This window comes from Agathobaculum sp. NTUH-O15-33 (assembly GCF_033193315.1).
GTDB classification, from domain to species: domain Bacteria; phylum Bacillota; class Clostridia; order Oscillospirales; family Butyricicoccaceae; genus Agathobaculum; species Agathobaculum faecihominis_A.
In genome coordinates this window covers 2,108,171-2,121,515 of sequence record NZ_CP136187.1, presented here as the reverse complement: position 1 = coordinate 2,121,515, position 13,345 = coordinate 2,108,171, and the positions used below count along the sequence as shown (strand labels likewise).

Annotated in this window: 13 protein-coding genes; all 13 read left to right on the top strand. The window is 55.9% G+C overall.

Annotated features, from left to right (window positions below; all coding sequences use genetic code 11):
- Positions 1–32 precede the first annotated feature (32 nt).
- The 13 genes from RWV98_RS10625 to RWV98_RS10565 all read left to right on the top strand — a co-directional run bounded on the left by RWV98_RS10625 (position 33) and on the right by RWV98_RS10565 (position 13,241).
- Entirely contained in the window at positions 33–569 is a 537-nt protein-coding gene (locus RWV98_RS10625) for a SpoIIIAH-like family protein (protein WP_280962484.1), read from the top strand.
- 67 nt (positions 570–636) lie between these two features.
- A complete protein-coding gene (locus RWV98_RS10620) occupies positions 637–1,044 on the top strand; it encodes an Asp23/Gls24 family envelope stress response protein (RefSeq protein WP_280962485.1) in 408 nt (135 codons plus the stop codon).
- Between the two features lie 126 nt (positions 1,045–1,170).
- Positions 1,171–2,010: a DUF5046 domain-containing protein gene (locus RWV98_RS10615; protein ID WP_317860653.1), complete on the top strand. Its 840-nt coding sequence runs from the start codon at positions 1,171–1,173 to the stop codon at positions 2,008–2,010.
- Between the two features lie 3 nt (positions 2,011–2,013).
- Positions 2,014–2,937, top strand: a complete 924-nt coding sequence (locus RWV98_RS10610; RefSeq protein WP_317860652.1) for a PstS family phosphate ABC transporter substrate-binding protein — start codon at positions 2,014–2,016, stop codon at positions 2,935–2,937.
- A gap of 229 nt (positions 2,938–3,166) precedes the next feature.
- Entirely contained in the window at positions 3,167–4,351 is a 1,185-nt protein-coding gene (locus RWV98_RS10605; RefSeq protein ID WP_317860650.1) for an ABC transporter substrate-binding protein, read from the top strand.
- A 77-nt stretch (positions 4,352–4,428) separates the two neighbouring features.
- Complete coding sequence (locus tag RWV98_RS10600; RefSeq protein ID WP_317860649.1) at positions 4,429–5,298, top strand: branched-chain amino acid ABC transporter permease; 870 nt, start codon at positions 4,429–4,431, stop codon at positions 5,296–5,298.
- A gap of 13 nt (positions 5,299–5,311) precedes the next feature.
- Positions 5,312–6,322 carry a branched-chain amino acid ABC transporter permease gene (locus RWV98_RS10595; protein ID WP_317860648.1) on the top strand — a complete coding sequence of 337 codons (1,011 nt, stop codon included), beginning with the start codon at positions 5,312–5,314 and terminating at the stop codon, positions 6,320–6,322.
- A 1-nt stretch (position 6,323) separates the two neighbouring features.
- Complete coding sequence (locus tag RWV98_RS10590; protein WP_317860646.1) at positions 6,324–7,112, top strand: ABC transporter ATP-binding protein; 789 nt, start codon at positions 6,324–6,326, stop codon at positions 7,110–7,112.
- Positions 7,099–7,806 (top strand): ABC transporter ATP-binding protein, encoded by a 708-nt coding sequence (locus RWV98_RS10585; RefSeq protein WP_317865745.1) that lies wholly within the window; start codon positions 7,099–7,101, stop codon positions 7,804–7,806. Before RWV98_RS10590 ends, RWV98_RS10585 begins: the two co-directional genes overlap by 14 nt.
- A gap of 72 nt (positions 7,807–7,878) precedes the next feature.
- Positions 7,879–9,669 carry a cache domain-containing sensor histidine kinase gene (locus tag RWV98_RS10580; RefSeq protein ID WP_317860644.1) on the top strand — a complete coding sequence of 597 codons (1,791 nt, stop codon included), beginning with the start codon at positions 7,879–7,881 and terminating at the stop codon, positions 9,667–9,669.
- Positions 9,644–11,248: a response regulator transcription factor gene (locus tag RWV98_RS10575; RefSeq protein WP_317860643.1), complete on the top strand. Its 1,605-nt coding sequence runs from the start codon at positions 9,644–9,646 to the stop codon at positions 11,246–11,248. Before RWV98_RS10580 ends, RWV98_RS10575 begins: the two co-directional genes overlap by 26 nt.
- Before the next feature lie 128 nt (positions 11,249–11,376).
- Entirely contained in the window at positions 11,377–12,210 is an 834-nt protein-coding gene (locus RWV98_RS10570; RefSeq protein WP_317860641.1) for a sugar phosphate isomerase/epimerase family protein, read from the top strand.
- The gene (locus RWV98_RS10565; RefSeq protein WP_317860640.1) at positions 12,207–13,241 is read left to right on the top strand and encodes a zinc-dependent alcohol dehydrogenase; all 1,035 of its coding nucleotides are present in this window, start codon (positions 12,207–12,209) and stop codon (positions 13,239–13,241) included. Before RWV98_RS10570 ends, RWV98_RS10565 begins: the two co-directional genes overlap by 4 nt.
- Positions 13,242–13,345 lie beyond the last annotated feature (104 nt).

The window sequence follows — 13,345 nt, the reverse complement described above, 5'->3', positions numbered from 1 at the left end:
CTTAGTAATGAAACACGGGAGGGCGATTTTGCATGAAAAAGATCAAGAAGCGCGGGGCGGTGTACGGCGTGATCGCGCTGATGCTGTGCGTTGCGGTATACCTGAACTGGAGCCACGTCGGCGCGCCGGAGGATTTGATGGTGGCGCGGCAGACGGACGGCGCGGCGGACACGGCGGCACAAGATGGCGGATCGGCTGAGACGAGCGCCCAGTCGGACGACTACTTTGTATCCTCGCGCCTGACGCGCGAACAGGCGAGGGACGAGGCGGTCAGCATCCTGAAGGAAACAACGGAAAGCGAAATGGCGGACGCGGAAGCAAAGGAACAGGCCGCCGCCAAGATATCGGTGCTGGCTGAAAACTCGGTGACCGAGGCACGGGTGGAAAGCCTGATCCGCGCCAAGGGCTATGTGGACGCGGTGGTCATGATCGGGGATGACAGCGTCAACATCGTCGTCGAGCCGCCCGAGGGTGGTCTGGCCGCGACCGACGTCACCGTCATTAAAGATATCGTAATGTCCGAAACTGATATGGCGGCAGGGCAAATTAAGATCGTAGAAGCGGCCTGACAGACACATTTTGCTTTGCTTTTTGGGCAAACTGTGCTATAATGCCCCTAAAGGAGAGTGAGCTTTTATGGCAGACCATAAGGAATATTGGTCAACCGCGGGCGATCAGGGCACGATCAAGATATCGGAGGACGTCGTCGCTTCCATCGCTGCGCTTTCCGCATCCGACACCGAAGGCGTCAGCGGGCTGTATTCCAGCCTGACCAGCGACATCGTCAGCTTTTTAGGTAAGAAAAATTTGTCCAAGGGCGTCCGCATCGAACTGTCGGACGAGGGCACGGTCAAGATCGAGATCAGCTTTTTGGCGCTTTTCGGCCACAATATCCGCGATGTGGCGCGGGCTGTACAGGAAAACGTCAAGGCGTCGGTCGAATCGATGACAGGCCTTACCGTGACCGAGGTGAACATTCACGTCGGCGGGGTCACCTTTGAAACCACCGCGGCGGCCGAATCCGAACCGGTGGAAGAAAAATAACGCTGCTCTGGAAGCGCCGTATGCTGCTGCATACGGCGCTTTTTTCGGTTGAGCGGCTGTTTCCCTTTTGTGGGTTGCGCCGAGAGGGAAATCGTGCTATAAAAGAGAAAAGGAGGGGAGCCGGAGATGAAACGAATTTGGTTAGTGCTTACGCTTTTCGGCTTGCTTACGGGCTGCGCGGCGCAGCGGCAGGCACCCGCCGCGAATGAACGGGTGGAACCGGATCAGCCGGTGCAATACTTTGTTTGCTCAACGGATCGTTACAAAAAAAGCTGTGTGGTCTCGTCCGACGGGCGGGTTCTGGTGCCGCTGAGCGCAAAAACGAAAGAGGTCGTCCAGAATGCAAAAGGCGAGTTTTGCTATATTTTGACCTCCGAAGTGGTGGACGCTGAAAATGGATCCATGTCCAATGTGGAAATCTTGGATGGACAGGGAAAAGCGCTTGTAAGCGTTTCGATCCCCCTGCGTTCGTTGGATTCGGGCTGGTCAAACGGCGCTTATCCGATCAATAAGGGCGCGCCGGCCGACCGGCTGCGTTTTTCCGTCTGGCAGGACGGCATCGTGAGTGTTTACGATGGAAAAGCGAACGAGGTTTTGCATCTGAGCGAGAATTCGTATATTCTTGGAGGAAACGAGCACCTGATCATGGTGGAACGCGAAAGTCGCATTAAGCTGTACGATTTGGACGGTAAGCCGATCGAGACCGAGCGGGAATATGCTTATATAGGTTACTACGGCGATGTGAACGAAGCGTCGTGCTTCGCCCTCGGATACGCGGGCAGCGATGACAGCGCGCTTTGCGATCTGTTTTCGCCGGATGGCAAAGTGCTGCTGCGCGGTCTGCGTGATATCACCGATGTTGGGGAGGACTACGTCGTCTGCACCAGAGGGTTTTCCTGCGGTATCATGGACCTGAAGGGCAACTGGATCGCAAAGGAAAGCATTTTCACCGGATTGGAGGATTGACGGATGAAAAAAAGAGTTCTTGCCTGCCTGCTGCTGTTAACGCTTGCGGGGTGCGCGTCTCAAAGCCGGCCGCAGCCGCCCGCCGCAGATACGCCTCCGGCGGAACAGCCGGCGCAGTCGAGCGAACCGATCCTATCGCCCACGGATTATCCCCGCGTGGATGGCTCGACCGCAAACTTACCGATGATGGCGGCCATACGCGCCGCTGCGACCGGCGAGTCTCCCGAGCAAGCGGAGGCGATGACTACCTGCCGCAAAACACCCGAGGCATGGATGGCGCTGGCGAACGGCGAAACCGATTTGCTGCTCGTTTACGAAGCGAGCGAGCAAACGAAAAAGCGGCTGGACGAAATCGGCAATGAACTGGTGATCACGCCGATCGGGCGCGACGCGCTCGTATTTTTGGTGAACGACGGCAATCCGGTCACCGGCCTGACGCAGGAGCAGTTGACCGATATCTATACCGGTGCCATAACAAACTGGAGCGACGTGGGCGGCGCGGGGGCGTCCATCGCCGCCTTTCAGCGGCCGGAGGCGAGCGGCAGCCAAAGTCTGTTCATGAAGCTGCTGATGCGGGACAAAAAGCCGGTTGAGGCGCCGACCGAGCTGCGCCCGGAAGAAATGGGCGGATTGGTCGATTCCATTGCCGAATACGATAATTCCGCGAACGCTTTAGGCTATTCGGTCTATTATTACGTATCGTGCATGTATGGTATGGATGGCTTACGCTTGCTCGACGTGGACGGCGTTTCGCCGTCCAGCGAAACGATTGCCTCCGGCGCATATCCGCTCATCAATGAATATTATCTTGTTACGCGCGCCAATGAACCGGCAAACAGCCCGGCCGCAAAGCTGCGCGCCTTTATCCTGTCGGATACCGGGCGCAGCGTGATGGAGCAAGCCGGGTACGTGCCGCTGCAAGAATAAATGAATTTTTAGACATCCGGGGAGCCGGTCAGTCGTCTATTGAGACACTGACCGGCTCCCTTCTCATGCTTCGGAAAATATTACCGTTGCCCCGGGATATATATTTATGCTTTCATAGAAAAGCGAAAGGTATTTATAAAAATTTTGATTCAGCGCATTTAGGCTTTGTGTTAAGATACAGACAACAAAGCAAAGGCTACAAAAAAACCAAAGGTAAAGGAGAATCGCTATGAAACGGAAACTCAGTTGGTTGCTATGCGGTGCTATGCTGGCAGGCGCGCTATCGGGCTGCGGTGGTTCGGAAACCCCGGGAGATTCGTCTGATGGTCAGGGAGGTTCATCCGCCGCGGGCGGCGATACGATCAAGATCGGTTATTTTGGCCCGCTGACCGGCGGTTCCGCACAGCTTGGTCAAGCCGCGCTGAACGGCGCTCAGCTCGCGGTGAACGAGCTGAACGCGAACGGCGGCATTCTTGGGCGGCAGGTAGAAATCGTGCCGTATGATGACAAATCATCGCCGGAGGAAGCGGTAAAGGCCGCCACCAAGCTGGTGCAGGTGGACAAAGTAAACGCGATTTTCGGTTCGCTGCACAGCGCCAATGTGCAGGCGGCCGGGCCGGTGATTGAGGAATCACAGACGCTATGCGTCGCGGGCGGTACCTCGCCCACCTGGCTGGAACAGGGCTATACCTATCTTTTCCGCTCGATCTCCAATGCGAATGCTGCGAGCAAGCAGCTCGCCAAGTACGCAAACGAGCAGGGCCTCAAGCGCATCGCGACCTTCACCAGCAACGATGAATACGGCACGTCGGGCGCGGACGCTTTCAAAGCTGCCTGTCAGGATTACGATATCGAGTTTGTCGCGAGCGAGACCATGGCAAACGGCGACCGTGATTTCACCGGCCAATTTGCAAAGATCAACGCCGCTTCTCCGGATGCTGTTTTGACGTGGTGCCTTAGCGACGACACCGGCGCGGTGACCAAGCAGTTGCGGCAATCCGGCTTTGCCGGTACCATTTTGGGGCCGGAGGGCTATTCCATGCCTGAGATATTGGAAGTCGCAGGCGACGCTGCGAACGGCGTGTGTTTTGCCGCGCAGTATCTGGTGTATGAAGATCCGGAGGACGCGGAAGATGAAAACCTGAAAAAGTTCCTAGAGGGCTATATTGAGGAGTTCGGCGCCGCGCCCGCGTCCGACAACGCCTATCGTGCGTACGACGGTGTGATGATGATCGATCTGGCTATGGAGACCTCGGGGGCGGACCGCGGACCGGAGCTGCGAGAAGCCTATAACAATATCGACGGCTACGTTGGTCTTGCGGGCACCTTCTCGTACAAGGGAAAGAACGGCGAGGGTATCGATGTGATGCGCATTTTCAAGATCGAGGACGGCAAGTATCTCGAAGCGGAATAAACCTACGCACAAGTGAAGAAGCGGCCGGCCCGCCATCCGAGCCGGCCGTTTTTAGACCCGGATAAAGGAGAAATGCTATGTTTTTGCAGTTACTTGTCGGCGGCGTCGCTGTTGGCTGCATCTATGCGCTGATCGGGTTGGGGTATAGCTTGATCTACAGCGCGTCGGGCCTCATGAGCTTTGTGCAGGGCGAAATTTTTATGCTGGGCGCATATGTCGCATTTACGATATACGTTGGCTTTGGTATTCCGTTCCTGCTGGCGGTGATCATCGCCATCGGTATTATGTTTGCAGTCGGTATGCTGCTCGAACGAAGCATGATCAGTCCGCTGCTGCGGCGCGGCAGCCAGCAGATCCATATCGTGCTGGCAACGATAGGCCTGTCGATCTTTTTGAAGAACTTTGCCATGATCATTTGGGGAACGGATGTAAAAAATTTTCCCTCTGCGTTCAGCGAAGCGCCGCTGAGTTTGGGGGCGGTGTCTATTACCCCGCAGCAGATCGCCATCGTTGCGGTGACGCTGGCTTGTATGGTGCTGCTGCATTTATTTATGAGCAAAACCCGAATGGGCACCAGCCTGCGCGCCGCCGCGCAGGATCCGATGGCCGCGGGCGTGGTGGGCATCAACGTGCCGGTGACCGTCGGCATGGCTTGGGCGCTGGCCGCGGCGCTATCGGCGGTGGCGGGCATTCTGCTCGCTCCGATCTACGGTGTATATCCCAAGATGGGCGCGATTCTATCGACCAAGGGCTTTGCAGCCGCGGTACTCGGCGGGTATGGCAATATGTACGGCGCGATCATCGGCGGTCTGATCTTTGGCGTGGTGGAAACAATGGCGGCGGGCTATCTGTCTTCTTCCTTCAAAGATATCGTTTCGTTCGGCGTGCTGATTCTTGTGCTTTTTGTAATGCCGCACGGCATTCTTAAGGTCAAAGCGGATCAATAGGGGAGGGTAAAATATGAATCAGATAATGAAGGCCCTGTCCCAAACCAAGGTGCAGCGTACGATAGCAATCCTTGTGGTGGCGTGCGTTGCGCTGTACCCGGTGGCATTCAGCGGGTCGATCTATATGCACCTGATCCTTTGTACGCTGGGCATCTATGTGATCGTCAACACCGGCTTTGATATCCTCTTTGGCTATTCGGGGCAGATATCTCTCGGGCAGGCGGGCTTTTACGCGATCGGTGCGTATTTCAGCGCTATCCTAAGCAAGGCAGGACTGCCTGTGGTTCTATCCATGCTGCTGGCTGCCACCATCGCCGCTGTGGTCGGTTATGTGCTGGCAATTCCATGTTCTAAATTGGTGCACCATTTCCTTGCGATCGTTACGATCGGGTTTGGCGAGATCGTTCGCCTACTGGCGCTCAACGGACCTACAAAACTCACCGGCGGTGCAAACGGCATCGGCGCAATCCCGCCGGTCAGCCTGTTTGGCATCAAGCTGACGACCAACGCCATGTACCTGTATTTTGTGTTGGCCCTTGCGCTGCTGTTTCTCATCATCAAGCGCCGCATTGTCGATTCTCGTGTCGGACGCGCCATGCAGGCGATCAAGTGTAACCCGGATGCGAGCGAGGCGTTTGGCATGAAGCTGTCGCGCTATAAGGCGATGGCGTTCACCATCGCGGCGTTCTATGCGGGCGTCGGCGGCGCGCTATATGCACATCTGGTACGGTTCGTCAGCCCGGAATCCTTTTCGGCAGATCAGTCAAGCATGTTTTTGGTGATGATCTTAGTCGGCGGCATGGGCACATTCTGCGGACCGATCATCGGCTCGCTGCTGATTATCGTCGTTACCGAGTTTTTACAGCAGTTTGGCACCTATCAAATGCTAATTTACGGCGCGCTGATTATTTTTGTTCTGTTTTTCATGCCAAACGGTATTGCGGGCACGCTGCGGAATAAGTATTACCACCTACTGAACAAGCTGCCGGCGCGGGGCAAAGAGAACGGACAGGGGGCGGGCTGATATGGAACTGCTGAAAGTAGAAAATGTGACCATGCAGTTTGGAGGGCTCAAAGCGATCAACGCGCTGAATATGTGCGTGGAAAAGGGCGAGATACATGGCCTGCTTGGCCCGAACGGCTCGGGCAAAACGACCAGCTTTAACGTGATCAGCGGCGTGTACCAGCCGACTGAGGGAAACGTTTTTCTGGAAGGCCGGAAAATAAACGGAAATGAAAAATATAAGATCAACGAACTTGGCATCGCGCGCACGTTTCAACACATCAGCCTATTTCCCACCATGAACGTGCTGGAAAACGTGATCGTCGGCCAGCATTGCCGTACGAAAGCGGGGCTGGCGGCGGCGATCCTGCGGACGCGGACGGCGCGAAATGAAGAGCGGGCAATGGCCGAACGCGCCTACGAGCTTTTAGACTTCGTTGGCCTAACGCACCGCGCGGGCGAGTTGGCCTGCAATCTGCCATATGGCGAGCAGCGCCTGTTGGAGATCGTCCGCGGTCTGGCGAGCCGCCCCAAGCTGATGATGTTGGATGAAGCTTCTGCCGGTATGAATGCGGTGGAGAAGGATCATTTGATCGCCATCATCCGTGCCATCAGCGCGCAGGGCATCACGATATTGATGATCGAACACGATATGAAGCTGGCCATGAGCCTTTCCGATCAGATTACCGTGCTGGATCACGGTGCGAAAATCGCCGAGGGCCTGCCGGGAGATATTCAAAAGAATCAGCTGGTGATCGAAGCGTATTTGGGCAAGGGAGGTGCGGAACGTGCAAAGCATGCTGAGCGTTGAAGGGCTGGAACATAAATACGGGGCGATCCAATCGCTGCGGCGCGTCAGCCTAACAGTGGCGGAAAATGAGGTCGTTGCCCTGATCGGGGCCAACGGCGCAGGGAAAACGACGCTTTTGCGCTGCATCTCCGGTATCTTAAAGCCCTGCGGCGGCACGATCGAGTTTTGCAGCCAAAGCATATACGGACTCCCTTCGCACAAAGTGGCGGCGCGCGGCATTGCGCAAGTGCTCGAATCGCGCCACGTGTTTCCTAAGCTCACGGTATTGGAAAATATTCAAATGGGCGCGTTTTTACGGCGCGACAAGCAAAAGGTCGCCGAGGAGATGGAGGGACTATTTGAGATATTCCCACGCTTGAAGGAGCGCGTTTGGCAAACGGCGGGCACGCTGTCCGGGGGCGAACAGCAGATGCTGGTCATGGTCCGCGCCATGATATCAAACCCTAAGCTGCTGATTCTGGATGAACCCTCTCTGGGTCTGGCGCCCATCTTTATCGATGAAATATTTGAGATCATTCCTCGTCTGCAAAAAATGGGCACGACCATTTTGCTTGTGGAGCAGAACGCCAGCATGGCGCTGGCCGTGGCCGATCGCGGCTATGTGATGGAAACCGGACACATCACGCTAACCGGCACAGGTGAAAGCCTATTGGGCAACGATCAGGTGCGCAAAATGTATTTGGGAGAAACATAGATCTGCAACATAGACCGAACCGCGAAAACGCGGTCCGGTCTTATGTCGTTTTGGGAAGGAAGGAGGGAAGCAATGGAACGGCTGCTTAAATTTTTCAGCCATTCGTTAGGTAGGCGGTTACTGCTGTACTTCACGCTTTTGATGATGATACCGCTGGCCGCTGCCGGTTTTGTCATCTATCATGAATCGGATACGCGCATGAGCGGCAGCGCGCTGCGTTTATCCTCGCAGATCATGAGCAATATCGCCCTTGATTTGGATCAAATGGTCGAGGATATGACCCATCTGTCCTCGCTGATTACAGCTGATACGACCGTGCAGGCGCTATTGCGTGGCCCGGCGGCGGATGATGAGGCGCGCGAGCGGCAGCAGACCGCCCTTGGTATGCAACTGAAACGCCTGAGCGCTTATTACGGCTCGGTGAGCGGCGCGTATCTGGTGTTGGACAGCGGTGTCGTGGCAAAATCGCGCTACTACTCAGTGCGTGAAACGCTGGACCTGCCCGATGAGCTGTACCGGCAGGCACGCAACCACGCGGCCACGCAATGGGTGAACTGCCCGGACGGTTCTATGATTGTGGACAATATGGGGAGCGGCGTGCTCAGCGCGCTATCCTCACTCAGCGACCCGCAGACCGGGCAGCCGTGCGGCATTATCGTGATCGAGGTAAAGCTCGCAACCATCAAACGGATGATGTCCGTTGATCTTGGTGAAAACAGCAATGTGTTTTTGCTCCGCCGCGACGGCAGCGTACTAACGGCGCTGGAACCAGACGAAGGACAGCAGGCCATCGTGACCGAGTTGGCGCAGGAAGAGGTGATTGGCAGCAAGCTAGAGGTGCGCGATCGACAGTCGTTTTTCGTGCTGCGCAGCCGTCTGCCTGCAAGCGGTTGGACGGTAGCCGGACTGGTGCATAAGGATTTTCTTCGCGAGGACAGCCGGCATATTTTGCAAACCGTGCTGTGGATCGGCCTGTTTGCGTTCCTAATCAATATCATTGTATCGCGCCTGCTGCGTGCTTATGAATTGCGCCCGATCGAAGCAATGATGCGGTATGTCAAGCGCGTGGAGACGGGGGACTTCGGGGCTTCGCTTGCGGTCGTGCGCGAGGACGAGGTCGGCGCGCTGGCCGTCAGCATGAAAAATATGACAGCCCATATCAGTCGGTTGTTGCAGACGGTACAACAGGAGCAGGAGCGTTTGCGCTGGGCCGAATACAAGGCGCTGCAAGCGCAGATTAATCCACATTTTCTGTATAATACACTCGACTCGATCAACTGGCTGATCTGGGCGGGGGAGAACGACCGTGCAAGTGAAATGGTCACGGCGCTCACCGGTTTTTTTCGCATAGGACTGAGTCGCGGCGACGATCTGATCCCGGTGGAGAACGAGGTAAAGCATGTAGAAAGCTACTTGAAGATTCAAAAGATCCGCTATAGCAAGCTTTTTGATTACACGATTTATTTGGACGACGCGGTGCGCGGGTGCATGGTGCCCAAACTGCTGTTGCAGCCGATCGTGGAAAACGCGCTTTACCACGGCATCAAACCGGCCGGACACAAATGCAGAATGTTCGTCAACGTGTTGGAGGAGGAAGGCATATTGATGCTGGAGGTGCGGGACGACGGCGTGGGAATGACGGCGGATCAACTGCGGGCGCTGCAAAACGCCTTGGCCAGATGCGGCGAGGTGCGTGCGGAAAGCTATGGCATGTGCAATGTGAACGACCGTATCCACATCCTCGCGGGCGATCAATATGGAATAGCGGTAGTAAGCGAAGCCGGATTTGGCACATCGGTCCGGCTGCGGCTGCCAAAAGATCTGGGAGGGGAAAACCATGTATCGAGTACTGCTGGCGGATGATGAAGAAATTATCAGAGAAGGCGTGAGTCGTGCCGTACCATGGCAAACGCTGGGCTTTACGCTGGACGCGGTTGCCGAGGATGGCGTGCAGGCGCTTAAGCTGGTCGAAAAGCAACGGCCCGATCTGGTCATAACCGATATACGCATGCCGAATATGGACGGACTTGACTTGATCCGAGCGCTGCGTGAACAAGCGCCTGCGTGTAAAATCTTGATACTGACCGGCCATGGAGAATTTGCATATGCGCGCGCGGCCCTGCAGCTCGGCGTGTATGATTTCCTGCTCAAGCCGGTCGAGCTTGCCGCGCTATGCGGTGTGCTGACCCGCCTGCGGGAGGAGCTGGACGCGCAATACAGCCGACAAAGCGAGCTGGAACAGCTGCACCAGCAGGTGCAGGAGGAGCGGATATTACAGCAGCAGCGCTTGCTGCGGCGGTATCTGGCCGGGCGCGCGCAGGCGGAAGAGCTGGTGGCGAGCCTACCGGAGCGCTGGTGTGGCAATAGGCTGTTTTGCGGCGGCGTTCTGGTGCAAATGGATGATTTTGACCGACTTACCGGTGATATGGACGAGCAAACGGTCTTTTCCTTCACGCAAGAGCTGGAAAACGTGCTGATCGCGCAGAGTAATGAGGAGATGCGCATTGTCGAAAACGACAACGGAAGGTATTTTTTGCTGTTTATCAGCGAGCAGGAAGAAGAATTGCGGTTCCACATCCGTTCCTATGTACGGCGGTTGCGCGCCGCGGTTGCGCATACCGCGTATACGACGATCACCTCGTCGGTTGTACAGGGCGGCATCGGTTGCTGCCGGCAGGCCTATGAGGAAACGCGCCGCTGTCTGGATCGCGTATTTCTGCTGGGCACGGGACAAGACATTCAGGCGGACGAGGCCTTGCGTCAGAATTTCTCGACTCCTTTGCCGGAAGGGATTGATATGCAGCGGCTGACGCGTACTCTTTCGGATTTTAAGAAAGAAACAATTCACAGCGGACTGGCCGAGATCGCCGAAAGCATCCGGCAGACCTCGCATAATTCCTATCTCTATACCAGCATGCTGGTCGGCTTTGTGTACGGCGAGATGATACGATTGCTGACAGAGCGGCAGTGCCCGGTACAGAGCGTGCTAGCTGATCCGATGGCGGCGTACAGCAGGCTGATGGCTTGCCAGTCACTGGACAGTATGATGAGCGAGCTGATGCGAATCCTTGATACGGTATGCGATTTTTTGGAACAAAACGCATCGGTCAATCAGGACGCGGTCGAGCGGGCCAAGCTGTATATTCAGGAGCATTATAGCGATTCGCGGTTGTCGCTTGATATGGTAGCGTCGGCCGTCGGTATTTCGCCAACCTATTTGAGCGCGCTATTCAAGCAAAACGCAGGGCAGTCGTTCGTCAGTTTTTTGACAGAAACGCGGCTCAAACGCGCGCAGTATCTGTTGCGCGTGGGAGATTATCGCTCTTATGAGGTCGCATACCTGTGCGGTTATGACAATTCCACATATTTCAGCACCATTTTCAAGCGCTATGTCGGCGTTTCTCCTTCGGAATACCGGAAAGTGGAAGCAAACGACCCATAAAAATATAAAATGGATTCGTGAAAAAGTGAAAGCTATTTGCATTGAAACCGCCGGGCGTTTCCCATAAGATAAAGATAGAAAGAAAATTGTTAAAAACGTTGGGAAATATGTTAGGAGCGGGTGAAAATATGCAAAAAGCTTGCAGGCTGAGCGTGCTGCCGGTATCGCTGTTTGAAAAAATGGCAAGCGGAGAGATCACGCTGCGGGAGTGGCTGGATGAAGCAAAAAAAATGGGACTGGACGCGGCGGATATTAGCATGATGCTGCTGCGCGAGCACACGCCGACCTACCTCGGCCGCGTCAAACAAACGATCGCGGAGGCGGGCATACCGATCGCCATGGCATCCACCTATCCGGATTTTACGCATCCGGATGCAATGCAGCGCGAGCGGGAGCTGGAATATTTGCAAGGGGATATCGCTGTTTGCTCCGCGCTTCAAATTTCGTATCTACGCGTGCTGGCTGGGCAGGCGCATCCGGATACCCGACGCGACGAGGGCGTGCGCTGGGCGGTGGAAATGCTGCGGCGCGCGGCGGTCACCGCGCAAAAATTCGGCGTAACGCTGGTATATGAGGACCACTATAAACCGGGCGCGTGGGATTATGTGGATTTCAGCTTTCCCACCGATGTGTTTCTGGAAATCTACCAAAGTCTTAAAGGAAGCGGTGTGCGCGTCAACTTCGATACCGGCAATATCACAGCGTACGGAGGCGATCCGCTGGAGGTGCTGGAGCAGGTATATGACGACGTTGCAACGATCCACATTTCGGATATGGCGCAAAAGGGAATGTTTCAGCCGGTCGTGATCGGTACCGGCGCAACGCCCAACGGGCAGGTTTTAACATTTTTAAAGAAAAAGGACTTCAACGGCCTGATCTGTATCGAAGAGGCGAGCGGAACCGGTTATGACGGCATTCGCAAGGCGGTCGCCTATGTAAGAAAGGCGTGGGAAACAGCATGATGAAAGCATTGGTGGTAACAGAAAACGGAAAAGCCGAAGTGCGAGAGGTGGCGATACCACAGATCGGCCCGGAAGATGTACTGATCCGCGTAAAAGCGTGCGCGATCTGCGGGAGCGATGTGCACGGATACGATGGAACAAGCGGCCGCCGCCGCCCGCCCATCATCATGGGGCACGAAGCCGCGGGCGTGATCGAAAAGACCGGAGCGGCGGTCAGGGATTTTGCGAAGGGCGATCGGGTCACGTTTGATTCGACGGAGTACTGTGGCGCCTGCTATTATTGCAAAAAAGGGCTGATCAACCTTTGTGAAAACCGAAAGGTGCTGGGCGTTTCCTGCGCGGAGTACCGGCGCGACGGCGCGATGGCGGAATACATCGCCGTGCCGCAGCGCATTCTGTATCGGCTGCCCGACGCGGTTTCGTTTGAGCAGGCGGCCATGGTGGAACCGCTTTCCATAGCGGTACATGCGGTAGGTCTTTCGCCGGTGAAGCTGGGTGATCGTGCGGTTGTGGTCGGCTGCGGTGCCATCGGCCTGCTGCTGATCCAAACGCTTAAAGCAGCCGGTTGCAGCATGATCATCGCCATGGATGTAGACGAACAAAAGCTTCAAACAGCGGGCCGCATGGGTGCGGCATATACAGTGAACACAACAAAAGAAAACGCGCCGGATTTCGTGCGGGCGCTGACGGAAGGGCGCGGTGCGGATCTTTCGTTTGAAGCAGTCGGTTTGCAAGCAACGTTTGATACGGCGTTGCAGTGCACGCGAAAGGGCGGCGGCGTGGTATTGGTCGGCAATATCGCGGGCAGCGTGACGTTTCCACTGCAAAAGGCCGTGGTATCGCAGATCGCGCTGTATACCTCGTGCGCCTCCGCGGGCGAATACGATATCTGCCTGTCGCTGATTGCATCCGGTCAGATCGATGTCGACAGCCTGATCAGTGCGACCGGGCCGCTGGAAATGGGCAACGAGCTTCTCGCAAGGTTGCACGCCGGAGAACCCGGTCTGATCAAGGCGGAGCTTCTACCCTGACAAACCCGGGGTATGGTCGCCTAAAGCGAGTCCTATCCCGTGACTCTTCTCTTTTTCTTCCTCTTTCTCTTTTTACCTGCACCAAGCGGCCCGGCGGAAGTTCG

Excerpts from the sequence above, each read along its gene's own strand:
- RWV98_RS10625 (WP_280962484.1), top strand. The coding sequence starts at position 33 with ATGAAAAAGATCAAGAAGCGCGGGGCGGTGTACGGCGTGATCGCGCTG.
- RWV98_RS10620 (WP_280962485.1), top strand. The coding sequence starts at position 637 with ATGGCAGACCATAAGGAATATTGGTCAACCGCGGGCGATCAGGGCACG.
- RWV98_RS10615 (WP_317860653.1), top strand. The coding sequence starts at position 1,171 with ATGAAACGAATTTGGTTAGTGCTTACGCTTTTCGGCTTGCTTACGGGC.
- RWV98_RS10610 (WP_317860652.1), top strand. The coding sequence starts at position 2,014 with ATGAAAAAAAGAGTTCTTGCCTGCCTGCTGCTGTTAACGCTTGCGGGG.
- RWV98_RS10605 (WP_317860650.1), top strand. The coding sequence starts at position 3,167 with ATGAAACGGAAACTCAGTTGGTTGCTATGCGGTGCTATGCTGGCAGGC.
- RWV98_RS10600 (WP_317860649.1), top strand. The coding sequence starts at position 4,429 with ATGTTTTTGCAGTTACTTGTCGGCGGCGTCGCTGTTGGCTGCATCTAT.
- RWV98_RS10595 (WP_317860648.1), top strand. The coding sequence starts at position 5,312 with ATGAATCAGATAATGAAGGCCCTGTCCCAAACCAAGGTGCAGCGTACG.
- RWV98_RS10590 (WP_317860646.1), top strand. The coding sequence starts at position 6,324 with ATGGAACTGCTGAAAGTAGAAAATGTGACCATGCAGTTTGGAGGGCTC.
- RWV98_RS10585 (WP_317865745.1), top strand. The coding sequence starts at position 7,099 with ATGCTGAGCGTTGAAGGGCTGGAACATAAATACGGGGCGATCCAATCG.
- RWV98_RS10580 (WP_317860644.1), top strand. The coding sequence starts at position 7,879 with ATGGAACGGCTGCTTAAATTTTTCAGCCATTCGTTAGGTAGGCGGTTA.
- RWV98_RS10575 (WP_317860643.1), top strand. The coding sequence starts at position 9,644 with ATGTATCGAGTACTGCTGGCGGATGATGAAGAAATTATCAGAGAAGGC.
- RWV98_RS10570 (WP_317860641.1), top strand. The coding sequence starts at position 11,377 with ATGCAAAAAGCTTGCAGGCTGAGCGTGCTGCCGGTATCGCTGTTTGAA.
- RWV98_RS10565 (WP_317860640.1), top strand. The coding sequence starts at position 12,207 with ATGATGAAAGCATTGGTGGTAACAGAAAACGGAAAAGCCGAAGTGCGA.